Origin of the sequence: Polaromonas sp. CF318, assembly GCF_000282655.1 — a bacterium.
In the GTDB taxonomy this organism is placed as follows: Bacteria; Pseudomonadota; Gammaproteobacteria; order Burkholderiales; family Burkholderiaceae_C; genus Polaromonas.
Map to the genome: position 1 here is coordinate 31,226 of NZ_AKIV01000143.1, position 26,687 is coordinate 57,912.

26 protein-coding genes are annotated in these 26,687 nt (G+C 62.2%); 11 read left to right on the forward strand and 15 right to left on the reverse strand.

Features of this window, described 5'->3' with window-relative positions:
- Positions 1-61 precede the first annotated feature (61 nt).
- Entirely contained in the window at positions 62-979 is a 918-nt protein-coding gene (locus PMI15_RS21880) for a tripartite tricarboxylate transporter substrate binding protein (protein ID WP_007874311.1), read from the forward strand.
- Positions 976-1,830, forward strand: a complete 855-nt coding sequence (locus PMI15_RS21885) for an amidohydrolase (protein WP_051002031.1) — start codon at positions 976-978, stop codon at positions 1,828-1,830. The genes PMI15_RS21880 and PMI15_RS21885 overlap by 4 nt, the downstream gene beginning before the upstream one ends.
- A gap of 69 nt (positions 1,831-1,899) precedes the next feature.
- Here PMI15_RS21885 and PMI15_RS21890 read toward each other — a convergent pair whose 3' ends face one another.
- Both PMI15_RS21890 and PMI15_RS21895 read right to left on the reverse strand, forming a co-directional pair.
- Entirely contained in the window at positions 1,900-2,880 is a 981-nt protein-coding gene (locus PMI15_RS21890) for a tripartite tricarboxylate transporter substrate binding protein (RefSeq protein WP_007874315.1), read from the reverse strand.
- Positions 2,881-2,951: 71 nt separating this feature from the next.
- On the reverse strand, positions 2,952-4,004 hold the full coding sequence (locus PMI15_RS21895) for a lactonase family protein (RefSeq protein WP_007874317.1): 1,053 nt from the start codon (positions 4,002-4,004) through the stop codon (positions 2,952-2,954).
- A 100-nt stretch (positions 4,005-4,104) separates the two neighbouring features.
- Between PMI15_RS21895 and acnA the strand changes: the two genes are divergently transcribed.
- The 4 genes from acnA to PMI15_RS21915 all read left to right on the forward strand — a co-directional run bounded on the left by acnA (position 4,105) and on the right by PMI15_RS21915 (position 9,256).
- On the forward strand, positions 4,105-6,753 hold the full coding sequence (gene acnA, locus PMI15_RS21900) for an aconitate hydratase AcnA (RefSeq protein WP_007874319.1): 2,649 nt from the start codon (positions 4,105-4,107) through the stop codon (positions 6,751-6,753).
- 16 nt (positions 6,754-6,769) lie between these two features.
- Positions 6,770-7,663: a GntR family transcriptional regulator gene (locus PMI15_RS21905; protein WP_036840639.1), complete on the forward strand. Its 894-nt coding sequence runs from the start codon at positions 6,770-6,772 to the stop codon at positions 7,661-7,663.
- A 10-nt stretch (positions 7,664-7,673) separates the two neighbouring features.
- Positions 7,674-8,408 (forward strand): ABC transporter substrate-binding protein, encoded by a 735-nt coding sequence (locus PMI15_RS21910; RefSeq protein ID WP_007874327.1) that lies wholly within the window; start codon positions 7,674-7,676, stop codon positions 8,406-8,408.
- 137 nt (positions 8,409-8,545) lie between these two features.
- Entirely contained in the window at positions 8,546-9,256 is a 711-nt protein-coding gene (locus PMI15_RS21915; RefSeq protein ID WP_007874328.1) for a Crp/Fnr family transcriptional regulator, read from the forward strand.
- A 21-nt stretch (positions 9,257-9,277) separates the two neighbouring features.
- Here PMI15_RS21915 and PMI15_RS21920 read toward each other — a convergent pair whose 3' ends face one another.
- From PMI15_RS21920 to PMI15_RS21930, 3 genes are all read right to left on the reverse strand, one after another.
- The gene (locus tag PMI15_RS21920) at positions 9,278-9,985 is read right to left on the reverse strand and encodes an RraA family protein (RefSeq protein ID WP_007874330.1); all 708 of its coding nucleotides are present in this window, start codon (positions 9,983-9,985) and stop codon (positions 9,278-9,280) included.
- Positions 9,986-9,987: 2 nt separating this feature from the next.
- Positions 9,988-10,839: an acetoacetate decarboxylase family protein gene (locus PMI15_RS21925; protein ID WP_007874332.1), complete on the reverse strand. Its 852-nt coding sequence runs from the start codon at positions 10,837-10,839 to the stop codon at positions 9,988-9,990.
- A gap of 107 nt (positions 10,840-10,946) precedes the next feature.
- Positions 10,947-12,023: a branched-chain amino acid aminotransferase gene (locus PMI15_RS21930; protein ID WP_369751968.1), complete on the reverse strand. Its 1,077-nt coding sequence runs from the start codon at positions 12,021-12,023 to the stop codon at positions 10,947-10,949.
- A gap of 200 nt (positions 12,024-12,223) precedes the next feature.
- Between PMI15_RS21930 and PMI15_RS21935 the strand changes: the two genes are divergently transcribed.
- Complete coding sequence (locus PMI15_RS21935) at positions 12,224-12,685, forward strand: Lrp/AsnC family transcriptional regulator (RefSeq protein ID WP_007874337.1); 462 nt, start codon at positions 12,224-12,226, stop codon at positions 12,683-12,685.
- A gap of 137 nt (positions 12,686-12,822) precedes the next feature.
- Here PMI15_RS21935 and PMI15_RS21940 read toward each other — a convergent pair whose 3' ends face one another.
- From PMI15_RS21940 to PMI15_RS21975, 8 genes are all read right to left on the reverse strand, one after another.
- Positions 12,823-13,434, reverse strand: a complete 612-nt coding sequence (locus PMI15_RS21940) for a DsbA family protein (RefSeq protein WP_007874339.1) — start codon at positions 13,432-13,434, stop codon at positions 12,823-12,825.
- Positions 13,435-13,436: 2 nt separating this feature from the next.
- Positions 13,437-14,117 carry a glutathione S-transferase N-terminal domain-containing protein gene (locus tag PMI15_RS21945; protein ID WP_007874341.1) on the reverse strand — a complete coding sequence of 227 codons (681 nt, stop codon included), beginning with the start codon at positions 14,115-14,117 and terminating at the stop codon, positions 13,437-13,439.
- Positions 14,118-14,125: 8 nt separating this feature from the next.
- On the reverse strand, positions 14,126-14,902 hold the full coding sequence (locus tag PMI15_RS21950) for an enoyl-CoA hydratase/isomerase family protein (protein ID WP_007874343.1): 777 nt from the start codon (positions 14,900-14,902) through the stop codon (positions 14,126-14,128).
- Between the two features lie 227 nt (positions 14,903-15,129).
- Positions 15,130-15,597, reverse strand: coding sequence for an SgcJ/EcaC family oxidoreductase (locus PMI15_RS21955; RefSeq protein WP_007874344.1), 468 nt, complete (start codon positions 15,595-15,597; stop codon positions 15,130-15,132).
- A 153-nt stretch (positions 15,598-15,750) separates the two neighbouring features.
- A complete protein-coding gene (locus tag PMI15_RS21960; RefSeq protein ID WP_007874345.1) occupies positions 15,751-16,458 on the reverse strand; it encodes a response regulator transcription factor in 708 nt (235 codons plus the stop codon).
- Between the two features lie 4 nt (positions 16,459-16,462).
- The gene (locus PMI15_RS21965; protein WP_007874346.1) at positions 16,463-18,073 is read right to left on the reverse strand and encodes a cell wall metabolism sensor histidine kinase WalK; all 1,611 of its coding nucleotides are present in this window, start codon (positions 18,071-18,073) and stop codon (positions 16,463-16,465) included.
- A 116-nt stretch (positions 18,074-18,189) separates the two neighbouring features.
- Complete coding sequence (locus PMI15_RS21970; protein ID WP_007874347.1) at positions 18,190-19,842, reverse strand: AMP-binding protein; 1,653 nt, start codon at positions 19,840-19,842, stop codon at positions 18,190-18,192.
- Positions 19,839-20,600, reverse strand: coding sequence for a nitroreductase (locus PMI15_RS21975; RefSeq protein ID WP_007874348.1), 762 nt, complete (start codon positions 20,598-20,600; stop codon positions 19,839-19,841). The genes PMI15_RS21970 and PMI15_RS21975 overlap by 4 nt, the downstream gene beginning before the upstream one ends.
- 138 nt (positions 20,601-20,738) lie before the next feature.
- On the opposite strand from PMI15_RS21975, the gene PMI15_RS21980 reads away from it, so the two are divergent.
- Complete coding sequence (locus tag PMI15_RS21980) at positions 20,739-21,443, forward strand: Crp/Fnr family transcriptional regulator (RefSeq protein ID WP_007874356.1); 705 nt, start codon at positions 20,739-20,741, stop codon at positions 21,441-21,443.
- 9 nt (positions 21,444-21,452) lie between these two features.
- Here PMI15_RS21980 and PMI15_RS21985 read toward each other — a convergent pair whose 3' ends face one another.
- Complete coding sequence (locus PMI15_RS21985; RefSeq protein ID WP_007874357.1) at positions 21,453-22,376, reverse strand: LysR family transcriptional regulator; 924 nt, start codon at positions 22,374-22,376, stop codon at positions 21,453-21,455.
- A 142-nt stretch (positions 22,377-22,518) separates the two neighbouring features.
- Here PMI15_RS21985 and PMI15_RS21990 point away from each other — a divergent pair, with 142 nt between their 5' ends.
- The 3 genes from PMI15_RS21990 to PMI15_RS22000 are packed head-to-tail and all read left to right on the forward strand — an operon-like array spanning position 22,519 to position 25,456.
- The gene (locus PMI15_RS21990) at positions 22,519-23,724 is read left to right on the forward strand and encodes a pyridoxal phosphate-dependent aminotransferase (RefSeq protein WP_007874359.1); all 1,206 of its coding nucleotides are present in this window, start codon (positions 22,519-22,521) and stop codon (positions 23,722-23,724) included.
- Between the two features lie 56 nt (positions 23,725-23,780).
- On the forward strand, positions 23,781-24,761 hold the full coding sequence (locus PMI15_RS21995; RefSeq protein ID WP_007874361.1) for a tripartite tricarboxylate transporter substrate binding protein: 981 nt from the start codon (positions 23,781-23,783) through the stop codon (positions 24,759-24,761).
- Positions 24,762-24,763: 2 nt separating this feature from the next.
- Positions 24,764-25,456, forward strand: coding sequence for an RraA family protein (locus PMI15_RS22000; RefSeq protein WP_007874363.1), 693 nt, complete (start codon positions 24,764-24,766; stop codon positions 25,454-25,456).
- A 15-nt stretch (positions 25,457-25,471) separates the two neighbouring features.
- Here the strand turns inward: PMI15_RS22000 and PMI15_RS22005 are convergent, their stop codons facing one another.
- On the reverse strand, positions 25,472-26,479 hold the full coding sequence (locus tag PMI15_RS22005; protein WP_007874365.1) for a transporter: 1,008 nt from the start codon (positions 26,477-26,479) through the stop codon (positions 25,472-25,474).
- Positions 26,480-26,687 lie beyond the last annotated feature (208 nt).

A 26,687-nucleotide genomic window follows, 5' to 3' on the forward strand; every position in this document is an offset into this window, starting at 1 on the left:
ACAGCCTCTACCGACACGCAGGGCCGCCTTGGCCTTTGCACTTCTCGCGACCGCTGGTCCGATGGCATTCGCGCAAACCGGCGCGTATCCGACCAAACCCGTTCGCCTGGTGGTCCCATTTGCCGCGGGGGGACCCAATGACGTGATGGCCCGAGTTCTGGCCCAGCGCTTGACTGCGGAAACCGGCCAGTCCTATGTGGTCGACAACAAAGCCGGCGCAGGCGGCGTGATCGGCACTGACGCGGTGGCGAAGGCCGCTCCTGACGGGTACACATTGGGGTTTATCAGCGGCCCTTTCACGATGGCTCCCGCGTTGCAGGCCAAGATGCCTTACGACACCGCAACAGATCTCGCCGCAGTCGCCAAGGTCGCGGAATCGCCGATGGTCATGATGGTTCCTGCCACTTCGCGGTTCAAGAATGCGCACGAGCTCATGGATTTTGCCCGCCAGAATCCCGGAAAACTAACTTATGGCTCCGGCGGCATAGGCAGCACACCACACCTGACGACCGAGCTGCTCGGAACCTTGACCGGGACCAAATTCCTGCACGTCCCCTACAAAGGCGGCGGCGAGTCCATCAAGGCGCTTATGGCCGGCGAGATTGACCTGTTGATCGACAGCATTACCAGCACGACCGGTCCTCTGGCCTCGGGACGTATCAAGGCAATAGCAATCGGCCAATCCAAACGTGCTGCCAAAATACCCGACGTACCAACCTTCGAAGAGTCCGGCATCCAGAAGTTCTCGATGACGCACTGGGTCGGCGTGGTCGCGCCGGGGAAGGTGCCGCCTGAGCTCCTGAAAACCATCCATGCCCAGGTCGCGAAAGCATTGAAGGCGCCTGAGGTTGTGCAAAAGCTTCAGGAACTGGGTGCGACGCCGGTTGGCGATTCCTCGGCAGAGTTCCAGAAATTCATTCAGGAAGATCTGAAAAAATGGCAGCAAACGGTCAAGGCGGCGAATATTCAGACGCAATGACAATCGAGCCGTTGCTCTGCGATACCCACGTCCACGTTTTTGATCCCCGGCGTTTCCCGTATGTGACGCCGCGGCGCTTCACGCCAGGTGAGGCGACTGCTGCTCAGCTCGCAGCGCGCATGGGCGATCTGGGCATCGGTACAGCCGTGATCATTCAACCGAGCGTTTATGGCGCCAATAACGCCTGCCTCGAAGAGGCTCTAAAGACGCTTCAAGGTCGGGCCCGTGGTGTAGCCGTGCTGTCCGAAGGCGCGCCATTGAGCGAAATTCGGCGGTTGGACGCGGCGGGTGTCCGCGGCGCACGCGTGAATCTCGTCGTGGATCGCGTCGAGGACCCCGCAGTAGCCATTGCAAAGTTGGCTGGAGCAACCAGTTTGCTGCCGTGGCATTGGCACCTCCAACTACATGTCTCAACGCTAACGCTGAGCGGTCTCGCTGACTACATCGTCAGCTCGAAACGTAACTATGTGCTGGACCATATTGGATTGCCAGTCGTGGGTGAAACGGTGACCTCGGCCTCTTGGAAAAACCTGCTTGAGCTACTGCGGTCCGGAAATCTCTATGTGAAACTGTCGGCACCCTATCTGTCATCACTTGCCGGACCGCCGTACGAGGATCTCGTGCCATTTATCAGATCGCTGATGATTGAACGGCCAGACCGCTTGCTTTGGGGATCAAACTGGCCTCATACGCTGGGTACCGCCAGATCGAGCCAGGCAGCGCTCGATGTTGTCGAGGATTTCAGGCAGGTCGATGACCGGCTGTGGATGGGCGCTTGCAGGGCAATAGCGGGAGCGACCGGCTTCGATGCGCTGAACCGTAATGCAGAGGCACTCTACTGGAGTTGCTGAGCGGGGACATGGAGGTAGAAGCACCCAAGCCAGGATAGGTGGCGAATTGAAGGTCTCAGCGACCTGTCTTCATTCCGCAACAATCTTTGCGCTGTCTACGATACGACCATACTGCGCGGATTCTTTCTTGATGAAATCCCGGAACTGAGCCTGGCTCAGTGGCGTAGGTTCGCCGCCTTGTTCGCGCAACCGACTGACGAGCTGTGGGTCCTTCAATGCAGCGGTCACCGCTGCATTGAGCTTTGCCTGCACGTCCGCCGGCGTCTTGGCGGGCGCGAATAGGCCGAACCAGTTTTCCAGGCTGTAGGTCGCAGCGGGTGCAAACTCCGAGATTGCGGGAATGTCAGGGGCAAAACTTGCACGCTTTGCAGACGTGACCGCAATTGCCTTGACACGATTGCTTTTGATGAACGGCGTGGCGCCGGCCAGGCTCACGAAAGTGATGTCGACATTGCCCGCTGCGACATCAAGCAGCTGGTTGGATGCGCCCCTATAGGGCACATGAGCCATCTGGATGCCCGTGAGAGATTGCAGGAGCTCGCCATTGAGGTGCTGTGGGTTACCCACGCCGCTGGTAGCGTAAGTGACTTTCCCGGGATTCTTCTTGGCGTAAGCCACGAGTTCCGCGATGTTCTTCGCCGGGAAGTTCGGATTGGCCACCAATACGTTAGGCACGCGAGTGACCAGGGTGATGGGTGCCAAGTCCTTTTCCGGTGCATATTGCATCTTCTCTTTGTAGACCAGCGGATTGATGGCCGTTTCGCCGGCGGACCCGAGCAGCAATGTGTAGCCGTCTGGTGCCGCCTTCACGACTAAGCCGGCGCCGAGCATGCCGCTGGCTCCACCCTTGTTGTCCACTACGACGGATTGCTTTAGGGTTTCCCGCAGTTTCTCAGCGAGCAGACGCGCCATGGTATCCACACCGCCACCAGCTGAGAAGGGAACCACGATCGTAATCGGCCGTGTTGGGTAGTCCTCGGCCATGACGATACTGGACAAGGTTGTCAGACCGGCGGCCAGGAGAATGGAGCGACGTTGAATTGAATGCATGTGAACTCCTGAGGGGGGAGAGCGGCTTACTTGGTAAGCCTGCTCGTTGGGGAATCGGGGTATGGGAATAGCTATCGGGAAAAGACCATGCAGACCGGGCTGGCCGATGCCACGGCGGTACCCGCCGGAGAAAGACGCCCGCTGTCGGCATCGACGGCAAAAGTCACGATGGAGTCGCTGTCTTCGTTGAGTGCAAACATGAAGCGGCCATCGGGCGCTGAAGTGAAGAACCGAGGCGTGCTGCCTAAGGTCGGCTGCGCTTCGACGAAAGCCAGTCGCCCGGTGTGTTGGTCAATGGCGAATACGGCAATGCTGTCGAATCCGCGATTGGAGGCATAAAGGAAACGGCCTGTTGCATCGATTTCCACCTCGGACGCGCGGCTGTCGCCGGTGAAGTCGTCTGGCAACGATGAGAGGATCTGAAAGGGCTTCAAGGCGCCCGTCTCGGCGTTGAAGTGATATGCGGTGACGGTAGAGTCCAGTTCGTTGACGACATAGGCCCACGGGAAAGTCGGATGAAACGACATATGGCGTGGCCCGGCCGCTTCTCGCGACCGTACGAACGGGTGTGCGGCGGGTACCAGTTTTCCGTTTTCGAAGCGATAGACAAAGATGCGGTCCAGGCCCTTGTCAGGAACCGCGACAAACCGACCTGACGGGTCGAAGGGGTTGAAATGCGGTTTGGCTTGTTTCTGTTCAATGCGGTGCGGGCCTATGGGACCTTCGACGGGCATCAACTGGGCAATCTCACCGATAGAGCCGTCAACCTTGAGTGGCAGGACCGCCAGGCTGGCGCCGATGTGGTTGGAGACGATCAGAAATCGGCCTGTGGGATCCAGGGCCAGGTGAACCGGGTTTTTCCCCTGCGTGCTTTGCCGATTGACAAAGGTGAGCAGGCCGGAACTTCGATTCACCTTGAATGCGCTGACCTCCGTATCGTCGCCGTGCACGGTGTACAAGAACTCGCCATCCGCGCTCAAGGCGAGGAAAGAAGGGTTGATCAGCCCGCGAACAATGTCGACAAGCTCAAGGGAGCCACTTTTGGTATCGACCTTGAAAATACTGATGCCCTCACCGCGCGCGTTGCGTTCGCGTGTGGTGCGGCTGCCAACATAGGCGTACATGCAATTCCTTGACTGTTGATGAGACCGGGAGGGCAAAGAAGGTGTTTTCAAGGTCTTTGCTTAATTGCATTTTGTATAGTTAAAAGGCAAAATGCAAGCTATGGAAAACACTTACGCCACCCCGAGCCTTCAGATCGGGGTCAATGGGCAGTCTTTCGAAGGGGTCGATTTGCGGTCCTTGGGTAGGGAAACGCTGTTCAAGCTACCCGTCGTGTTGCGCTTGTTGCTGGAAAACGCGGCCCGGAACATGAAAGGTGCCGAAAAACGCGCCGCGATCGATGCGCTGCTGGCTTGGGCCCAGACCGGTACAAGCGATTCCGAGATTGCATTTCAGCCCAGCCGGGTGCTGATGCACGACACCACAAGCACTCCGGCACTGGTCGACCTGGCTGCAATGCGCAACACCTTGGACGAAGCTGGCGTCGATCCGGCCCTCCTCAACTCGAGCCTGCAGGTCGACGTGTCCATAGACCACTCCCTTGCCGTTGAGGCCTTTGGTCGCGCTGATGCGCCGGAAATCAACATGGCATTCGAAATCCGCAGGAACGCGGAGCGTTACACATTCCTGCGCTGGGCTTCCAGGGTATTGAAGGGTGTCCGCATCAATCCGCCAGGCACAGGGATCATGCACACGATCAACCTCGAGCAGCTCGCCACTGTGGCCACAATCGAAAGCCGCGATGGTGCGGACTGGTTGATTCCCGACATGATGATTGGCACCGACAGCCATACACCCATGATCAATGGCATAGGCGTTCTAGGTTGGGGTGTGGGCGGTCTTGAGGCGCAGACGGTCATGTTTGGAATGCCAACCATGCTGCGCATTCCGGATGTCATTGGCGTAAAGCTCACTGGGACCTTGCCGCCCGGTGCGCTGGCTACTGACCTCGCGCTCACCGTAACGCAACGGTTGCGGGCCATCGGTGTTTCAGGTGAGTTTGTCGAGTTTTACGGACCGGGAGTCAGCACCTTGTCTGCCGGAGAGCGGTCCGTGGTCGCCAATATGGCTCCGGAATATGGCGCCACCACTGGTTACTTCCCAGTGGATGGCCGCACGCTGGACTACCTGAGGGAAACGGGCCGCTCCCCGAATCACATCGAGCGGGTCAGGCTTCTGATGGAGGCCACGGGTTTATGGTTCGATCCTTCAGCCGAGCCCAGATACACAAAGACAATTCATATCGACCTCAATGCCGTCGCCATGCATGTTGCGGGGCCGCGGCGGCCGCAAGATCTGCTGAAATACGGGGAAACGGCGTCAGTACTGGCGGCCCTGAAGTTCCGCCCAAGGATCGGCGATGCGGTGATGCCACGCCATCCCATCGCGATTGCGGCAATTACCAGCTGCACCAATACCTCCGATCCGAGATTGCTGATCGCCGCGGGCCTGGTCGCTCGTAAAGCGCGCGCGTTCGGCCTTAAAGCGCCCTCGTGGGTAAAAACGTCCATGGCCCCCGGTTCACCCGCGGCGGCAGCATACCTGGAGCGCGCAGGGTTTACCGAAGACCTGGCTGCAGTGGGCTTCAATATCGTGGGCTTTGGTTGCACCACCTGCATCGGAAATCCAGGCCCCTTGCCGTTGGTGATTCAGGAAGCCTTAGGCAAAGGCTCGATCCATCCTGTTGCAGTGCTGTCCGGCAACCGCAATTTCCCCGGCCGAGTTCATCCAGACCTCGATCTTGGGTTCCTGATGTCTCCTCCTTTGGTGATCGCATTCGGATTGGCCGGCGACGCCGAAAAGGATCTTCGCGTCGATCCGGTCCAGGTCCAAGCCGACGGGGCCAAGGTATTCCTGAAAGACCTATGGCCATCGTCCGAGGAAATCGACGCGGCGTTAAGCCTTTCCCAAGATCCTCAGGACTACCGCCGTTCCTTCGACCTGGCCACCAGCAATCCGCTTTGGAATGCGCTCGAGGCGCCCGATGCAAAGCTCTACCCGTGGGCGCCAAAGTCAACCGCACTGCGCCGGCCGCCATTCGCTGCGCTCACTGAGGGCAGCATGCTGGGACGGTACACGGCGTATCCGCTGCTCATCGTCGGCGATGATGTCACCACAGACCATATCTCACCGGCCAGCGCCATTCCGCGCGACAGCTTGGTGGCAGATTTCCTGGTCGAAAGAGGTGACGATCGAAACGACCTGAACGTATTTGCTTCCCGCCGCGGCAACTGGGAGGTCATGGTTCGTGGCGCTTTTCACAGCAAAACCCTGAAAAACATGCTGACTCCAGGATTGCCTGTGGCGCACACACTTCATGTGCCCAGCGGAGACGTCATGCCGCTCTGGGAAGCCGCGGAGCGATACCGCAAGGCGGGCGACTCAGTGGTTCTGGTTGCCGGTGAGCGGTATGGAACGGGGTCATCCAGGGATTGGGCGGCGAAGGGGCAGCGCCTTCTGGGTATTCGCGCCGTTCTGGCTAACAGTTTCGAGCGAATTCACCGCTCCAACCTGATCGGCATGGGCGTATTGCCCCTCAAGATGCCCGTCGGTGCGACTCCATTCACCTTGGGTCTCAAAATTGGAGACCGAATTGAGATCGATGCCCAACCGGACGAGATTCAGCCGCGCGGCCCGGTATCGATAAGCGTGCTCAGAGCGAACGGAACAAGCGAACACTTCGATGCCACGGCGGCCGTCGAAACCGCTCTTGAGGTGGAGTTGCTGCGCGCGGGTGGCGTCATCCCTTCAACCCTCAAGCGCATGATTGGCCTGCACAAACCTCAACCGGCAGCCGTTTCGGCGGGTTGATGGAAAATCCATCTTCATGCGACCCGACCAATCGATCACCTCTCAGATCCTCGGCCTGATTCAGGCCGACGGCATGTCCGTCGGCAGTCATTTGCCAGCGCAGCTACTGGCGGATCGCTTGAGGGTATCCCGCTCGCCGGTCAACGATGCTTTGGCCTACCTCGCGGAAAAAGGCTTGCTGACGCGTGAGCCCAACCGCGGCTATTTCCTGGCTCAAGAGGTATCGAAGTCGCCCGGTTTGCTTAAAGAGGCAGGGCAAGCGAAGTCGGATGCAGTGACCGACGCCTACTTTCGTATCGCAGAGGACAGGCTTCGCGGCGAGTTGCCGGATGAATTTTCTGAAGCGCAGATTAAACAGCGTTACGGGCTAACGCCAGCGCAGTTGACCGCTGTACTCGGCCGCATCGCTAATGAGGGCTGGATCGAGAAGAAGCCTGGCTATGGCTGGGAGTTCTCGTCGATGCTGACAACTGCCGACAGCTTGTTGCAATCCTATCGCCTTCGTCTGGCCCTGGAGCCTGCTGCCTTGTTGGAGCCGAACTATCATTTGCCGGCACATGTCATTGCACGCTGTCGCGCTGCAGAGAAGCATCTGCTGGAAGGCGGCATTAAAACTGACACCGCCGACCAGCTTCACGATCGTGGGGTTCGTTTTCATGAATCGCTTGTGGAGGGGTCAGGCAACCCGTTTTTTATTGACGCTATTCGACGAGTGAACCGGGTACGTCGCTTGTTGTCTTATAGATCCATGCAGGACAGAAGTCGCTACAAACAACACTGCGAACAACACCTTCATCTTCTTGATCTGCTTGAGCGCGAGCGCAATGAAGAGGCCTCGCAGCTGATGCACAAGCATCTCTCAAGCACGCTACGGAATCTCAAGAAGATCAGCAATATTCTCAAGCCTTGAAGGATCCCCTGTGGCCATCGATTCTGCGGTTATCAAAGCATTCACCCCAACGGATGTTCTGCGAGCATCCATCAATGTTGGAAACCCCATTCTGGCCAAAGCGAACCCACATGGTGGAGAGCCCACGGGCGTGTCCGTTGATCTGGCCAGAGCGTTTGCACAGCGACTAGGGGTTCCCGTAGAGTTCTTGGTTTTTGACTCCGCTGGGAAGTCTGTCCAGGCTGTAACAGATGATCAGGCCGACATAGGCTTCTTCGCCATTGACCCGTTGCGAGGTGCAGGCATTTCATTTACTGCGCCGTATGTCTTGATCGAAGGTTGTTATCTTGTCCGTGAAAGCTCGCCCCTCACTCACAATGGCGAAGTTGACCGGGAAGGCGTTACCGTGACCGTTGGGCTCGGCAGCGCATACGATCTGTACCTGACCCGTGAACTGAAGCGCGCCAGCATTGTCAGGGCGCCTACTTCACCTGCCGTAGTGGACACCTTCATTGCGGAGAAAACAGATGTCGCGGCTGGCGTAAAACAGCAACTCGAGGCCGACGCAAAAAATCACAGAGAACTCCGGTTGCTACCGGGCCGTTTCATGGTAATTCAGCAGGCTATGGGAGTCCCTAAAGGGCGGGGAGAGGCCGCAGCTGAGTGTCTTCGTGCCTTTGTCGAGGAAATGAAAATCAATGGGTTCGTTGCGGATGCGCTGGCAAGCAATCAGGTTCAAGGCGCTTCTGTTGCTGAACTGTCCTGAGGGCGGCTGGAGCGGCTCAGAGTGATGGAAACTACTGTTTCATTTAGGTCAGATTTCGACGACATTCAATACTCCTGAGAGGAGTGAAGCACCGCTACTCGACACCACATCAACGTCGTAGAAGAAAGTGCCGGTTTATGAGCATGCTGACAACGGAGCAGACGCCGACCCCTAGCTTGCCGGAGTTTCTGGAGAAGTGGCCCTGGTATTGCGCGCTATCGACAGATCTGCGCTCATTGACGCTGAGAACCGCCACTGAAAAGACATCTGTAGCTGGTGAATATATCGCCCGCACGGGTGAACCCAGTACGCATTGGTATGGGGTCATGCGCGGCTTCCTGCAAATGTACGTGGTCACGCCGGAGGGCGCCGAAACTACCCTGTACTGCCTGCGGGAAGGAGAATGGGGAGGTGAAGGCTCCTTGCTCAAGAAGGAACTGCGGCAATACGACCTGCGCTCGCTCACCCCTGCTCGAATTTGCCTGATCCCCGTGCAGACATTCGAAACGCTGCGCCAGTCGTCCATCGAATTCAGCCATTTTCTTTGCGAGCTCATGAACGCGCGTATGGGCGAGTTTGTGGGGATGTTGGCTGCATCTCGTCTGCTGAGGCCCGAGATGCGGGTCGCCAAAGCGCTACTGATGCTTGCCGAAAACAGGGAAGGAGAAGCGCATGAGCTGTCGATTCCCCAGCATGAAATCGCCTTGATCTGTGGGCTGTCCCGGCAGCGGGTGAATATGGCGCTCAGCCTCTTTAAGCAGGACGGCATTGTCCGCATCGGGGACCACAAGGGATTGCTGGTGGTCCACGTGCCGCGCCTGCGTGGCTACATCGCGGAACACGGCTAGGCCGTATCCGCTTGCCGAGGTCTACTCTTCGATCGCCCCGCCGATAGCACGCAGGTGCTGCCGGAACGTGTGAGTTGCGTCAGAACGCCGGGTTGCCATGTATTCGTCGAACCGGGCCTGTCGCCTGAACGTGGTGCCGAGATGCATGCGTGCCGCCTGGTAGCGCTCCGTGTCCCGGATACTGGCTGCCAGTTCCGCAACTTCACCGGCGCGAGCCAGCGGGATGAACAAGATGCCGTCGTCATCACCCAGCACGAAGTCGTCGGCGGTGACGAGGTGCTCCCCACACGTGGCGGATGAGAGCGCAAGAGCGTCCTGTGGATCCAGGCGTTGTGGGCCGGGAGGCAATGCGCCCAGGCTGAACACCGGCAGGCGTATGGTTCGCAGTTCAGTCGTGTCGCGATGCAAACCCCATATCACGATGCCACTCAATCCGGCAAGGCTTACCTCCAAAGTCACCAGGTCCCCGACGCAAGCTTCATCCCGCCGGCCACCGTTGTCGACGACCATGACGTCCCCAGGCGCCGAGCTTTCGATGGCCTCAAGGAACACGTCGACGCTGCCGTAGTGGCGTGCCGGGCAGACACGGCCGACCAGGTGCGTTCCGGTCCATAAGGGGCGCATTTCCATAGGTGCGCTACGGACCGGAATACCGAGTCGCATGCACGCATCAGCGACGTGCGGCGTTGTGAGGTCAAGATAGGTTCGTTGCAGTTTTACGGCGTCCATGATCACTTCCCCTTGATACTGTCTTGTTGATTTAGCTCGCGAAGATCGCGGAGCAGGTGATTGAATCGATTCGTCATTGCAAGCGAATAACGCCAGCCTCGCCCTAATCGGATGGGCCGGAGGCCGCTCAGCAGCTCGGTGGGCGAATCGAGGATGTTGAGGTTTGCAACACCCTCCCAGACCGGTCCGGCTTGTGCGTTCTCGGCCTGAAGCCGAACGAGCTCGAACACTGCGGGCTGGTCAGCGTGGCCCTCAAACATTGACGGAAAGTGCCGGAGGGCCACTATGGGCCGGCTGCCGAAAGTGACTGCCGTTGCGTCGGCCCTGGCCGTGAGCTTCACATGGCCTTCCGCAATGCGCCTGTCCTTCACAGCGACCGTACCCGCAAAGATCGCACCAGGCTCGAGCGCCGGGGACGCGACCGACGCAACGCCCATGGACCGGGTGATCCACACGGAGCCGATTTTCTTCGGATAGCCCAGAGCCCAACCCCGCGCCAGCGAGGTGTCCTGGTCAACCACGATATATGGGCAGTACTGCATCAGCTTGCCTTCGTACTGCACACTCGCCAGCACAATGCACTCGCGATACTGGGCTCTCACGGGGTCCAGCAATTCCCCACCGGTGTCGGTACAGGCTTGCCAGTCGACAAAAGAGACCGTAACAAGGCCTCGCTCATCGGGATGAAGACTGAGCCCTGGTGGCAGCAGCGCCTCGACGGCGGCGGGATCCACCCAGCATTCGACTGTGACGAAGTCGGCAGCATAGTGCCATGGTGGATACGGCGCGATGCTGGCCTTTCCGTCATGGGAGAAGGGCCCCATGAAACCCTGTGAGGTGGAAAATCGTGTCATATGAATATCCTCGGTGGTAGGGAAAGAAACGCCTCGTTAAGATTTTGAACGGGTGGGTGCGTCATTCTTGGGACTCCTTGCGGGGGATGCGATTTACCCGTTCTTGTTCAGAACAGACGGTCCAGCCAACCATGGTGGTCTGGCGCGCACCCGTTCTGGATGCCGAGCAGTACCGACTTCAACCGCGCAGTCACCGGGCCCATACCCCCATTCCCGACGGTGAAGCCATGCCTACGACCCTTCACTTTGCCGATCGGCGTAACCACCGCGGCGGTGCCGCACGCGAATGCCTCCAGCAGCCGCCCGCTCTTGGCGTCGGCCTCCCACTGATCGATTCCATAGGGCTCTTCGCGCACAGTGAGTCCCATGTCGCATGCGAGTGTGATCAGAGAAGCACGGGTAATACCCGGCAGAATCGTTCCGGTCAGCGGCGGCGTTTGAAGCGATCCGTCATCGAAGACGAAGAACACGTTCATGCCACCGAGTTCCTCAACCCAACGCCGTTCAATCGCGTCGAGGAATACCACTTGTTCACACCCTTGCTGGATTGCTTCTGCCTGCGCGGCAAGGCTGGCCGCATAGTTGCCACCGCATTTCGCTTCGCCAGTACCGCCAGGAGCGGCCCTCGAGAAATTTTCGGAAATCCAGAGCGTCACCGATCCGCCCTTGAAATAGGGGCCGACTGGCGTCGCCACGACACAGTAAAGATACTCCGACGAGGGCTTCACGCCGAGGACCACTTCAGTCGCAATCATGAACGGGCGGAGATAGAGCGCCGACCCTGCCGTTGATGGAATCCACGCTCTATCGACGCGAACGAGCTCACGGACGGACTCGATGAATAAGTTATCCGGCAGAGCCGGCATGGCGAGCCGCTCGGCGGAATTGCGGAATCGGCGCGCATTCGCATCCGGACGGAACAACGCGCCCCCGCCGTCAGGCATGCGGTAAGCCTTCATGCCTTCATAGATTTCCTGAGCGTAGTGGAACACCAGTGTTGCAGGATCAAGGCTGAAGGGCTCGCGCGGGCCGATCTTCGCGTTGTGCCAGCCACACTCTTCCGAATATTGAATCGTGGCAATGTGGTCGGTAAACACGCGGCCGAAGCCTGGGGCCTCCAGCAAAGCTTCCCGTCGGCCCGCATCTACCGGGCTGAGGTTGCTTTTGAATTGGAAAGTTTGCATGACGCTGACACTCATTTCTGTTGGCTCCTTCGCTCGCAACAGGAACGCTCAGTCCTCTGTCGAATGAAATTAATTTATCCCAAAAGAGATGGTGTTTGATTGCGTTTATGTCTTACTATTTCCAGAAATTGATATTCAAAACCACAAAATAGAAAATCTGTGGCATGTGATGCCAAGATGAAATCTAGGAACCAATCACCATGAAAACTCTGGATGAAATCGACCTCCGCATTCTTCGGATGTTGCAAAAAGACGGGCGAATTCAAAATGTGGAGTTGGCCGAAAAAGCAGGCCTGTCACCGTCTCCATGCCTGCGCCGAGTAAAAGCGCTCGAAGAGTCAGGTGTCGTCGAACGATACGTCGCATTGCTTGATGCCTCGAAGCTGGGGATCGGACTGACAGTCTTTGTTCGTATCTGGTTAACCAGCCAAGACGCGAAAACCATAGATAACTTCACGGCTGAAGTACAGAGCCTCCCTCAAATCGTTGAATGCCATCTGATGGCCGGAGACTGCGACTTCCTGCTTCGTGTTGTTGCTGCCGACCTTGATGCCTACCGAAGATTCCAGGGCGAGCACCTGGTTCGGATCAAGGGAGTACAGAGCGTCAAGACTGAGATACCCATGCAGAAGATCAAGATGACCTCCGAATTACCCATTTAGAACCGAGTGCGTTTAAGTACCGCTGTCGCAAGAAACTGCATGGTGCTTGAGGCAATACGACGCGGGTCGGAGGTACACCTGTTTAGTGTCGCGTGCCCTCGAAAGCTCCGGGAGCGGATGGCTCTGTTGCCTGAGGCTCAAGCCTGTTCCCGACGATTTAGAGCGGCGGCAAGCAGGTCCAGCCTGTCGCCGCCCCAAAACAGCTCGCCCCGATAGACGAAAGTCGGGGCGCCAAAAACCCCCAGCAGTTCAGCGCGCTCAAACGCTGCATCGAGGTCTCGCTGCGCGTCGGCATTGAGGTACTCACGCCAATCGCCGGCTTGCAGGCCCGCACTGACGAGTGCCGCCTCAATTTGCACCGGCGACTCCAGGTCGAATTCGCGGCGCCAGAAGGCCGCCAGCAGGGGATCGCAGAACTCCCAGAGGCAATTCCTGGACTTCGCGAACAGCATCGCCTGACTTCCCAGGCCTGCGTCCCAGAGCTTTGTTGTGGAACGGATCGTGAGGCCTTGCAGCTTCGCCAGGCGCCGGCAGTCCATGTACAGGTACTTCAGTTTCGCGACATCGCGTGGCGAGCGCTGCTCGACCTCACCCCCGTAGGCGGAACGAAAGTCCGTGATCACGGGCCACCATTCGAAGGCCACGCCGGTGCGCTGGGCCAAAGCACGCGCGGGCTGCAATGCGAGGTAGGAGTAAGGGCTGCGCAGATCGATGAAGGCGTCCACCACGCCGTTGTCATTCGGGGCCATGGTTACTGCCTCTGAAAGAGATTTCGTTTGGCTTCCGCCGAGGTGGTGACGTCGATCCACTGGTCTCTCAGGAGGTTCAGGCCGCGTGTCACGGCCGGCCGGCTGCGCACCCGCCCGTACCAGGCCTGGACCCGCGGGAATTCATCCAGCGAGACGCCCGTCAGCTTGTGGATACGGATCCAGGGAAAGCACGCCATGTCGGCGATCGAATAGGCATCGCAGATGTACTCCCGTCCTTGCAGGCGGTCATCCAGCACTTTCAACAAGCGCCGCGTTTCGTTCTGGTAGCGCGCCATTGCATAGGGTACGGACTCGGGCGCATACCGGAAAAAGTGCTGGGCTTGCCCCATGATGGGCCCCAGCCCACCGACCTGCCAGAACAGCCATTGCATGACTTCGCTGCGCTGCCGCACGTCGACCGGAAGAAATCGCCCCTCCTTCTCCGCGAGGTAAGTCATGATGGCCCCGGTCTCGAAGACGGTCAGAGGGTCACCGCCGCCCTTGGGGTCGTGGTCCACGATGGCCGGTATCTTCCCATTGGGGTTGATGGCCCTGTAGCCGGCCTCGTGCTGGGCGCCGCTCGTGATGTTGACCGGGATGGCGCGATACGGAATTTCCAGCTCCTCCACGAGGATCTGCACCTTGTGTCCATTGGGAGCCGCCCAGCTGTAAAGATCAATCATGGCGGCTCTTATTTCCGCTTGTTCATGATTTCCTGCCGCCGGCGGTCCTGGGCCCGCCGGTTGCCTGCGTCGCTCATCCCCGCCGGGAGCTGTGCGTCCAGTGCGACGGTGCGTTCCTCGATCTGCCTCATGACACCATCCTGCAAAGCCTTCTTGGACATCGCATAGGCGGTGTTGCAGTCAGGGGTGATGCATGTTGCATAGCCGATGGCCGTGGCGAGCAGCTTGTCGGGCTCCACCACCTCATGGAAGAAGCCCAGCCGCTCCGCTTCCTCGAATTCATACAGCTTGCCGCGCAGCGTGGCCAGCGCCCCGACCTGGTCGCCCAACGCATATTTGATGATCTCGACATAGGCCGCGGGCATGGGAATGCCGATGGGCACTTCGTTGAGGCCGAACTTCGCCGGTTTGCGCGCGGCCACCCGGAAGTCGCAGTCCAGCGCGGTGATCAGGCCGCCGGCGATGGCGTGGCCGTTCACGGCTGCCACGGTGGGCCTTGGGTATTGGAAGATGCGCAGATTCGTCGCGCGGTAGGCCCGGTACCATTCGCGGATCTTGTCCTGGCTTCCGCTGCCGAAGATGTCGAAGCTGTACTGGAAGTCGATGCCGGCCGAGAAGGCGTCGCCCTGGCCGGTCAGCACCACCGGCAGCTCGTTGAACTCGCGCTCCAGCCGGTCAAACGCCGCATGCAGGTCGGCGAAGAACTGCTCGTTCTGCACATTCACTTTATTGGTGTTCATGCGCACCACGGCGCATCCCTCCACCACGTCGATATTCCATGCCATGTTGTCTCCTTTGGGTTGATCCGCGTATGTCCACTGCATTTCCAGATTAGCAGGGGCGCCACCGGAACGCTGTCATTGCAACGACAGTGCGGCGGGAGGTGGGAGGTGGGAGACGGGACACCCTGCAAGCGAAGGCACTTCAGCGGTGCCCGCTGTGGTTTGAACGGCAAGGCCTTGGAGGGCCGGCGGCAGGCCCGCGGCCGCCACCGGACTCGTACTGGCCGCTCTTATTCCTTCACAGGCATGGCCGAAGAATGGTGGTTGACGATCAGCCACTTGCCGCCGGTGAACTCGTACACAAAAGTGTAGCGGGCGGACACCTTGTTGCCGTCCTTGAAGGAAAAGGTATAAGTTCCCACGTCCTGCGCCAGATTGCAGCCGATCTTGATGAAGCGCTTGTCGATGGCGCCCTGGGGCTGGTCTTTCAGGAACTTGACGAAATAGCCGTTGATCTCGGCAGGTGTCGCATGCGGCTGGTTGGCCACGGTCGGCAGCAGCACGGCATCGGGGGCGTAGTTGGCGGTGACCTTGGCCGGGTCCAGGGTCTTGAGCGAATCGTTCCAGCGATCGAACAGGCCGGCGATTTTCTTTTCGTCGGTGGGCTGGCAGGTCTCGGTGCGGGCTTGCGCCGCGCCCGCGGCCAACAGCAGCACGGCGGCAAAAGCGGGGAGCAAACGGGTGGTTGCGGAAGTCATGGTGTGCACTCTTTCATGGGTTGGCCCTGTCGGGCAAAACCTGCGGTGGGGAAATCCGCCGCAGTGAAAGAAGTGTCGAAGCGGGGCATGAACGCCAGGGCGCTGGCGGCGTTAAGCGCGGCTGACGATGACATGAACGCCAGATGAACCGCCCTAGCCCAGTGCTTCGAGGCGGTAGCCCAGGCCGCGCAGGGTGTGGATCAGCGGCTGGGCCCGGCCGTCGTCGATCTTGCTGCGCAGGCGCCGGATGTACACGTCCACCACATTGGTCAGCGGGTCCTCGTGCGTGCCCCACACGGCCGACAAAATGCGCTCACGGCTGAACAGCCGCCCCGGCGCCGACATCAGCAACTCCAGCAGGGCCAGCTCGCGCGCCGTCAGCGCGATGGGCTGGCCGCTGCGGGTGGCGCGCATGGCCTCGCGGTCGAACACCAGGTCGCCGACTTCCAGGCGCGAAGCATTGGCGGGTGCCAGGTCGCGCGAACGCCGCATCAGCGCCTCGATGCGCGCCAGCAGCTCCTCGAACGCAAAGGGTTTGACCAGGTAGTCGTCGGCGCCCAGGCGCAGACCCGAGACGCGGTCGTCCAGGGTGCCCAGGGCGGTCAGCATCAAAATGGGCAGGGCCACGCCGCCGGCGCGCAGGGTCTGGCAGACCTCCAGCCCGTCCATGCCGGGCAGCATCAGGTCCAGCAGCATGACGGTGGGCGTGCCGTCTTCGCGGGCCTGCCGGGCTACTTGCCGGGCCAGCGCCAAGCCGTCGGTGCCGTTGCGCGCTACCTGGGTACGGTAGCCTTCGGCGCGCAGGCCGCGATCCAGAAAATCGGCCACGCGGGCGTCGTCTTCCACAATCAGTATGTTCATGGGTTCAGCTTTGTCCAGTCAGCAGGGGCAAGCGCAGGATCACGGTGGTTCCGTGCCCCGGAGCGCTGTCAATTTCTATCTTTCCACCATGGGCACGGGCCAGGGTCGCGGCTATCGGCAGGCCCAGGCCGCTGCCGTCGGCGCGGTGCAGGCGGGCCCGCTCGCTGCGGAAATTTCGCTCGAACACGCGCCCCAGTTCATCGGCCGTGATGCCGATGCCGTGGTCGGTGGCCCGCAGTTCCCAGTGCGGCACATCGCCGGCTTCCTCGACCCGCCGGGCCCGCACCTGCACGGTGCCGCCGGGGTGCGAATAGCACACCGCGTTGTGCAGCAACAGGGTAAAGAGCTGGCGCAGGCGCTGTGCATCGCCCAGCAACCGCCAGCCCGGCGCGTCTTCGGGCAGGGCGTATTGCACCTGCACACGGTGCTCCCGCCCCAGGGCCTGGGCCTGCTCCACGGCTTCCTGCAGGGGCTCGGCCACATCCAGGGGGGTGCGGTGCAAGGTCAGCGCGTCGATGTCGCTGCGCGCCATGGTCAGCAAATCATCGATCACACCGCCGAGTTGCTGGGCGGCGCCCACGATGCGCTGCATCGCGCCTTGGTAGTACGCCGCGGGCTTGTCCTGCCCGCGCAAGGCGATATCGGCTTCGCCGCGAATGGCGGTGGTGGGCGTGCGCAGCTCGTGGCTCACATCGGCAAACAGCTGGCGGCGGCGGGCTTCAAGTTGCTGAAGCGTGTGCAAGGCCTCCTCCAGCTCGGCGGTGCGTGCCTGCACCAGGTCTTCCAGCCGCTGGCGCGCCTGCGTTTCGCGCTCGCGGTGCTGGGCGATTTCGGATGCCATCGCGTTGACGCGTTGGGCAAAGCGTGAAAACTCATCGTGCCGGTGGGTCGGAATTCGATGCTGCAGGTCGCCGCGCTGCAGGGCCTCGGCACCGGTGCTGAGCTCTTCCAGCGGCTGGCGCAGCGCGCGGGTGAAGTACAGCGCCAGCAGCATGGCCGCCAGGGCCAGCGCGGTCGCCGCCCCCAGCGCCAGGCCGCGGACCAGGGCCAGGGAGCTGTCGGCCGCGGCCCGGTCGCGGGCCACGGCGAGTTTTTCGCGGTCTATGTTTCGGGACAGCAGCGAGCGCAGGTCCCGACCCTGCGACACGTCAAACACCCGGGTGATCTCCGACCATACTGCCACCGGATTCGCATTGGGCGCGGCGAGCTGCACGGTGGCCATGGCGGCGCGAAGTTCGTCCAGGCTCTGGTGCAGCACCCGCAGGTCTTCCTTGCGCTGGCGGTGTTCGGCCTGCAGCGCATCGCGGTCACCATCCAGTTCGGCGGCCAGCAGGGCCATGGCATCCAGCCTGCTGAGTGCGGCGGCCATGTCGTTCTGCAGTGTTTCACGTAGTTGCGGGTCTACCGGGGCACCCAGCAAGGCCTGTGACAACCAGGCCCGCAGGCGCTGTTTGGTGCCGTACAGGTCCAGAAACCCTCCCAGCATGTCGCTGGCCACACGGCCGCGGTAGACCTTCTCGCCGGCCTCCTGCAGTACCCACCAGGACACGCCGCCCTGCAGGAGCGCGGCCAAAGCCAGAATACCCAGGGCGACGGTCAGGCGTTTGCGGAACATGCGCCATTATCTGTGTGTCCTTCATGAACGGCAGATGACGATCCGGTGAACCTCGACTGACATGCGGCCCGGCACATCGACTCTCTCGCCGCTGAAATACCTTCGCTTTCCGATGTTTATTGAGCCAGTTGGGTAATCGCCTCGCGGCTGCCCGCCAGCGCGCGCAGCCGGAACTTCTGGATCTTGCCCGTCGCCGTCTTCGGCAAGTCCGTGAAAATCACGCGGCGCGGGCACTTGAAGTGCGCGAGGCGCTCGCGGCAGAAGGCCATCACATCGGCTTCCGTGATGGCCGGCGCAGCGGCTTTGAGCTCCACAAAGGCGCACGGCACTTCACCCCATTTGCCGTCAGGCTGCGCGACGACGGCGGCGTGCAGCACGCCGGTGAGTTGGTACAGCACCTCTTCCACTTCGACCGACGAGATATTTTCGCCGCCGGAGATGATCACGTCCTTGGATCGGTCGGTGATCTGCAGATGGCCATCGGCATGCATCACCGCCACGTCGCCCGTGTGGAACCAGCCGCCTGAAAAAGCCTTCGCGGTGGCACCCGGGTTTTTGAGGTAGCCCATCATCACGGTATTGCCGCGTATCAGCAATTCACCGCTGCTTGCGCCGTCTCGCGGAACGGGCACCAGCGTGTCGGGATCAGCCACCCGCACGGCTTCGAGCGCCGCGGCGCGAACGCCCTGGCGTGCCTTGAGGCGGCTTTGCTGGCTGGCGGGCAGTTCATCCCACCCGTCCTGCCATGCGCAGCTGATGGCGGTGCCCGAAATTTCGGTGATGCCGAACACATGGTCGACCTCAAAGCCCATGGCCCCAACGGCCTCCAGCACCGCGGCGGGCGGCGGCGATCCCGCCGTGAGCACACGCACACGGCGCGGCAGCGGCCGGCGCTGGTCCCCGGGTGTGCCCGCGATCCCGGCCAGCACAATGGGCGCGGCACAGAAGTGATCCACGCCGTGCTCCTCTATCGCGGCAAAGACGTTCGCGGCCGTCACCTTGCGCAGGCACACGTGCGTGCCCGCCGCCGCGGTGACCGCCCAGGTAAAACACCAGCCGTTGGCATGGAACATCGGCAGCGTCCACAAATACACCGGCGCGCGCGGGAGTGCCCAGTCGGTCATCTGCAGCAGGCTCATGAGGTAGGTTCCGCGGTGGCTGGGCACCACGCCCTTGGGGTCGCCCGTGGTGCCCGAGGTGTAGTTGAGTGCGATGGGCGACCACTCGTCGGCCGGCCAGCGGCCGGGGAAGGCCGGGTCCCCGCCGGCCAGGAAGGATTCGTAGTCGGTATCGCCCAGGGCCGTGCCGGTGGGCGCTTCAAGGTCGTTGATGTCGATGACGCGGGGCGGATGCGGCAGGCCTTGAAGCGCCCGCCGGACCAGGGAAGCAAATTCACGGTCCACCAGCAGCAGCTTGCACTCGCCGTGGCGCAGGATGAAGGCGATCCCGTCCGCGTCCAGCCGGCAGTTGATGGCGTTGAGGACGGCGCCCGACAGGGGAACGCCGAAGTGGGCTTCCAGCATGGCCGGCGTGTTGGGCGCGATGATGGACACCGTGTCGCCGGCTTGTATGCCCGCCCTGGCCAGCGCGGACGCGAGGCGGTAGCAGCGCTCGCGTGTCTCGGCCCAGGTCTGCCGGAAGCTGCCGTGCACGATGGCCGTCCGCTGGGGATAGACATCGGCCGTGCGGTCCAGGAAATTGAGCGGTGTCAGGGGAACATGGTTGGCGGCAGTCTTTGCCAGGCCCTGCGCATAAGCGGTTGCACTCATGGTCTTGTCTCCGTGTTGAGGCTGTCGTGAAAGGTGGTGAAACCGTCGACCGGCTCGCGCCCGGTCACCAGCGAGTTTTCGATGCGGCTGGGGTCGGCGTAACCCAGGCTCATGCCGCAGACAAACATCTGCTGATCAGGAATGGCCAGCTCCCTGCTGATGACGCGGTGAAAGGGCGTGAAGGCCGCCTGCGGGCAGGTGTCAAGCCCGCGTGCGCGCGCGGCGACCATGACGCTTTGCAAAAACATGCCGTAGTCGATCAGGCTGCCCCGCCCCATGCCCCGGTCCACGGTGAACATCAGCCCGACCGGAGCGCCAAAGAAACGGTAGTTGCGGCCGTGCTGGGCGTGCATGCGCTCCTTGTCGGTTTTCTGGATGCCGAGCAGGCCGTACAGGTCCCAGCCCACTTTTCGCCGCCTGTCGATATAGGGCGAAACCCATTCGCGTGGGTAGTAGTCGTAGGGCTCGTCGAGCTGGGCCGCCAGCGGCGGGTCGTCATACACGCGCAGTACCGCTTCACTGAGGCGCTGCTTCGCGTCGCCCATGAGCACGTGCACATGCCAGGGTTGCGTATTGACCCCGGAGGCGCAATACCGCGCCACGTCCAGAATGGCCTCCACCTCGGCGCGCGACACCGGTGTCGGGAGGAAGGCGCGCGTGGCGCGGCGACTCACCAGTGCCCAGTCGACGGCGCTTTGCAGCACCTCGGTCGGGAGGCTGGGCGGTGAGGCCATCCGGCTGCTGGTATCCCTGTTCATGTTCGTCTTCCAGGCAAAAGAAAAATTGTCGAAGAAGCGCGGCGGTATGAATGTTCTCCAGACGACATTTGGCGGGGCGGCCATTGCTGGTTAGTATTGCCATCCTTACTTCGTCAAACTTGCCAGGGGTCCCACGACATGAACGCTCACCAGGCAGAGCCGCGCGGAAAACTGCTGGAATTTCTTGCTTCGTCGCCCTGGTGCAAGGGCTTGACCCAGGACCAGTTCGATCGCGTCTGCGGCGACGCCGTGAGCCGCGGCTTCACGGCCGGAGCGACGGTGTGCCTTCGCGAATCACCGTCCGAGCACTGGCTGGCCGTCGTGGACGGCCTGGTCAAGGTCGACACGGTGTCGGCCGACGGCCGGGCCACGACCTTTGCCGGCGTTCCCGGCGGCGCCTGGTTCGGCGAAGGCGCGGTGCTCAAGGGCGAACCGCGCCCCTATGCCGTGGTCGCGATCCGCGACAGCACGGTGGCGTTTGTGCCGCGCGCCACTTTTCTCTGGCTGCTGGACAACAGCCATTCCTTCAGCCGCTGGCTGATAGACCAGCTCAACGCCCGCCTGGGCTACTACGTGGCGCTGGTCGAAGGCCTGCGCCTGGGGGATGTGAACACCCGGGTCGCCTACTGCCTGGCCGAACTCTTCAACCCGCAGCTGTATCCGAACACGCAGCTGCGCATAGACATTTCCCAGGAAGAAATAGGCCGGTTGACCGGCATGGTGAGGCAGACCGCTTACCGCGCCCTGCACGAACTTGAAAACGCCGGCCTGATCCGGGTGCAATACGGATCGATCGAAGTGATGGACCTTGAAGGGCTCAAGAAATTCGCGCTAGGGGCATAAAGCGCGGGCTCAGGCGGCCGCGCCCTTCTCATGAATGCCGGAGCGGCGCGAGAAATCGCAGCTCGCGATCGCCAGCTGGACCACCCTGTCCATCGCGGGGCTGAAGTTGTCGCTGTGGTAGACCGCGCTGTAGACCATGGGCGGCGGCATGGGGTCGCTGCGCACGATGCGCAGCAGGCCCTTGTCGATGTCCGGCTGCATGTACTCCAGGGCCATCTGGCTGATGCCGAATCCGCTGATGGTGAGCTCCCTGAGCACCGTGGTGCTGTTGGTGGCGAACACCTTGTTGAACTTGAAGCCGTGCTGCGCCAGCCAGGCTTCGTAGAACTTGTTTTTTGCCGCGCCGGTTGACTGCTCCAGCACCGGGTAGAGCGCGAACTCCTCGGGCTTGAGGGCGCGCCTGGGCATCTTGAGGCTGGGGCTGGCCATCCAGAGGTCCTCGACCTGCGCCACTTTCACCGTGGTGAACTGCTTGCCCCAGTAGACGCCGGGCATGATGGCCAGGTCGATCTTGTGCGACTCCAGGCTCTGGAACAAATGCAGGCCCGCGTCGACCACGGGCTCGAGGATGAGCTTGGGGTGCAGCTCCTGCAAGCGCTTGATGAAGCCCGTGAGCCAGGTCAGCGCGATCAGCTCGGTCACGCCGATGCGGAAAGTGCCTTCCAGGGTCTGGTCCACGCTCAGCTCGGTTTCTATGCGCAGCCTCAGCCTCAGCGTCTCCTCGGCCAGCGGCAACAGGCGGCGCCCCACCGGCGTGAGCTCCAGCCCTTTGGACTTGCGGTGCAGCACGGGCGCGCCCAGCACGTCCTCCAGTTCCGCCAGGCGCTTGGAGATCGCCGACTGCGTGGTGTGAAGCTTCACGGCCGCGGCGCTGAAGCTCTGCAGCCTGGCGCTGAAGAAAAAGGCCTCTAGCTGTTTGAAGGTCAGGTTCATTCCCCGCCACTGTAGCGCACGGGGGAGCGCCAGGAAAAAAAGGAATAGCTGCCTGCGCCGAATACTCGTTTGGCGATTTGCCGGCCCTGCCGGAAACTTGGTCGCAACGCAACCGGCACGACTTTTTTTCTTCTTCCTTCCCATGATCCAACTCGCCAGCCGCCTCAACCGCATCAAACCCTCGCCCAGCTCCATGGCGGGCCAGCGCGCCCGCGAGCTGCGCGCCCAGGGGCGAGACATCGTCGGCCTGACGGCCGGCGAACCGGATTTTGAAACGCCGCAGCACATCAAGGAAGCCGCCACACGCGCCATGGCCGAGGGCAAGACGCGCTACACCGACGTGGGCGGCACGCCCGAGCTGCGGGAGGCGGTGTCGCGCAAGTTCAAGCTTGAAAACGGCCTGGACTACGGCGCGAGCGAGATCATTGTCGGCACCGGCGCCAAGCAGGTGATCTTCAACGCGCTGATGTGCACGCTGGAGGCCGGCGATGAAGTCATCGTGCCCGCGCCTTACTGGGTGTCCTATCCCGACATCGCGCTGCTGGCCGACGGCGTGCCGGTGTTTGTGGACTGCCACGAAGTCAAGGGCTTCAAGCTGCAGCCCGAAAGCCTGGAACGCGCGATCACGCCGAAGACGCGCTGGCTGGTGCTCAACTCGCCGAACAATCCCAGCGGCGCCGCCTACACGCGGGATGAGCTCGTGGCGCTGGCGCAGGTGCTGCATCGGCACCCGCATGTCTGGGTCATGACCGACGACATCTACGAGCACCTGATTTACGACGGCCGCGAGTTCGCCACGCTGGCGCAGGCCGCGCCCGAGCTGAAGGACCGCACGCTGACCATCAACGGTGTCTCCAAGGCCTATGCGATGACGGGCTGGCGGATCGGCTACGGGGCAGGGCCGGCCGCGCTCATCAAGGCCATGGTCAAGCTGCAATCGCAAAGCACCTCGGGCGCAAGCTCCATAGGCCAGGCCGCGGCGGTGGCCGCGCTGACGGGCCCGCAGGATTTCATCGCCCGGAACCGGGATGTGTTCCAGCAGCGCCGCGACACCGTGGTGGCCGCGCTCAACCAGGTGGACGGCATACGCTGCCTTGCGCCCGAAGGCGCTTTTTATGTGTTTGCTTCCTGCGCGGCGCTGTTCGGCCTGCGCAGGCCGGGCGGCGCCGTCATCGAATCCAGCGACGACTGGATCATGCATTTGCTCGATGCGCAAAACCTGGCGGCCCTGCAGGGCAGCGCCTACGGTGTGCCCACGCATTTCCGGCTGTCGTTTGCCGCCAGCACCGAACACCTGCTCGAGGGCTGCCGCCGCATCGCGCAGGCCCGCGAGCAGCTGGGCCGCTGAGCGGCGCTCCGTTTGCCCCTTCCGACTTTCCCCGCCACCCCCTGAATGGACGCTTTATGACTCTACGCACACTCCTGAAGATGATGCCCCTGCTCGCCGCCATGGCGTCGCTGGGCAGCGCCGGTGCCCTGGCCTCGGATGTTTTTCCGAGCAAACCGGTCCGCATCCTGGTCGGCTTTTCGCCGGGCGGCTCCAATGACATCGTGGCCCGCCTGATCGCGCCCAAGCTGTCGGAAGCGCTGGGCCAGCAGGTGCTGATCGACAACAAGCCCGGCGCGGGTGGCAATATCGCCGCATCCACCATGCTCAGCGCGCCGGCGGACGGCCACACGCTCATGATGTGCACCACCGGCACCTTGTCGATCCAGCCGCATTTGATCAAGGCGCCTTTCAACTCCGAGACCGACCTGCTGCCCGTCACCCAGATCGCCAACGCGCCCTATCTGCTGCTGGTGAATGCCGCGCTGCCGGTCAAGGACGTGAAGGAACTGGTGGCCTACGCCAAGGCCAAACCGGGCGTCATCAACTTCGCGTCCTCGGGCAACGGCACGGGCGGCCACCTGGCCGGCGAGATGCTCAAGGCGCGCGCCGGCATCGACATCGTCCACGTCGCCTACAAGGGCACGGGCCAGGCCATGACCGACCTGCTGGCCGGCCAGGTGTCCATGATCTTCGACCAGCCGGTGAGCTCCATGTCGTATGCCCAGTCCGGCAAGCTGCGCATCCTGGCCGTGGCCAGCCCGCGCCGCCTGCCGGCGCTGCCCGACGTGCCCACCGTGGCCGAGGCCGGCATTCCCGCCTTCGACCCCGTCACCTGGACCGGGCTGTGCGCCGCCAAGGGCACGCCGGCCGCCGCGATCGAGCGTGTGCAGCGCGAGGTCGCCAAGGTGCTGGCGATGCCCGAGATTTCCAGACGCCTGGTCCAGGACGGCCTGGAGCCGGTCGGCAGCACGCCGCAGAAGTTCCGCGAGTTCCTGGTTGCCGACAAGCGCAAATGGGGCGGCGTGATCAAAGAAGCCAACATCAAGGTGGAGTGACCATGAGCGCCACCCCCAAGCCCGACATCATCCGCGGCTTCGAGCGCCTGCCGGCCGAGCTGGTCGCCGGCGCGGCGCGTTTCCAGCCCGCCATCCTGGCCGACGTGGCCGGCCGGCGCGGCGCCCTGCACGGCCGCATCACGGCGCTGCACCCGTCCATGAAGTGCGCCGGCACGGCCGTCACCGTCGAGGTGCGGCCCGGCGACAACCTGATGATCCATGCCGCGATGGCGCTGGCCCAACCCGGCGACGTGCTGGTGGTGGACGCCAAGGGCGACCAGACCAGCGCCCTGATGGGCGAGATCATGGTCAGCGCCTGCCGCAAGCTGGGGCTGGCGGGCGTGGTCATCGACGGCGCGGTGCGCGACAGCCTGGAGCTGCGCGAGATGGGTTTCCCGGTGTTCTCGGTGGGCACCAACCCGAACGGCCCGACCAAGAACATCGCGGGGCGCATCAACCATCCCGTCAGCGCGGGCGGCGTGACGGTGCGGCCCGGTGATTTTGTGACGGCCGACGCGGACGGCGTGGTGGTCGTGGAGCGCGAGCGCATCGCGGCACTGCTGCCGCTGGCGGAGAAGAAAGTCGCTGACGAGGCCAAGCGCATCGCCGGCATCGCGCAAGGCCAGACCAGCGCGCCCTGGCTGGACGCGGCGCTGCGCGGCGCCGGTGTGCTGCGCGAGGGCGAGACGCTGTAGGGCCGCTTCGCGGACCTACTGCTTTTGCCGGTAGACGTACCAGGCCGCGAAGCCGGTGAAAACGCCGATGATGGCGACGATCACCATGAAGCCGTGCGGAGAGTCCGCCAGCGGGACGCCGCCCACGTTCATGCCCAGCAGGCCGGCCACGATGTTGATGGGCAGGGCCAGCACCGTCACCATGGTCAGGACGAAGACGCTGCGGTTGGTTTCCTCGCTGACCTGCGCGGCGATCTCTTCCTGCAGCAGCTTGATGCGTTCCTTGAGCTCCGACAGGTCGCGTATGGTCAATGAAAACTCCTCGGTGGCCTGGCGCAGCTCTTCGAGGTCGCCTTCGCTGACCCAGGGCGGCGGCAGGCGCAGCAGTCGGAAGAGGGCGCCGGGCTCGGGTGCCAGCAGGCGCTGCAGCCGCACCAACACACGCCGCAGCTTGCCCAGGTCGGCGCGGCGGTTGTGCAGCCGGCCCACCAGGAATTTGTCTTCCACCACGTCGACCTGCACCGTCGCATCGCGCACGATGCGCACCAGCACGTCGCCCTGCTCGCGTAGCAGGTGGTTGAGGAAGGACACCGAGGAGGCCAGCGGTTTTTTGCCGTTCTTCACCGCGTCGCGCAGCCGGTCTATGGAGCGCAGCGGGTGCGAGCGCGCGCTCAGCGCCATGTGCGGCCCCACGTTCAGCCACAGGCTGGCCATCTCGGCCGGGTCGAAGGCGAACTCATAAGCCACGTCGTTGACCACGGCGATCAAGGTGTCGTGGGCATCCTCGATGCGCGTGGAGCGCGAGCCCTCGTGCAGCGCCTCGAAAAACTCCGGCACCGGGTTCAGGTGCTTGCGTATGCTGGCCTCCGCCGCCGCGTCGCTCAGGTTGAAGTGCAGCCAGACAAAATCTGATTTGCCCTTGGGCGCGTCGCTCTTGAGCCAGGCCGCCGCCTCCAGCAAATCCACAGGCACGCCGGGCGCGCCGTTTTCAAAGCGGTAACCGCAGAGCAGGCCGGTCTTGTCGGCGCCGTAGGTGATGTCCATTCAGGGGAGTGAGTCAGCTGTTACGCGGGAGCGGGAGCGAGGCGGGAAGGGAGCAGCTTTTTGAAGAGGTCCCACAGTGTGCTGGCTGTTCATGACGGTTCGGTGACAACTGCCGGCTGCTTTATTCCGCTGACGGGTCTTCATCTGCGTCAATCTGCGTCATCTGCGGATGAATTCAAATCAATATCCACAGATCTCGCAGATTTAC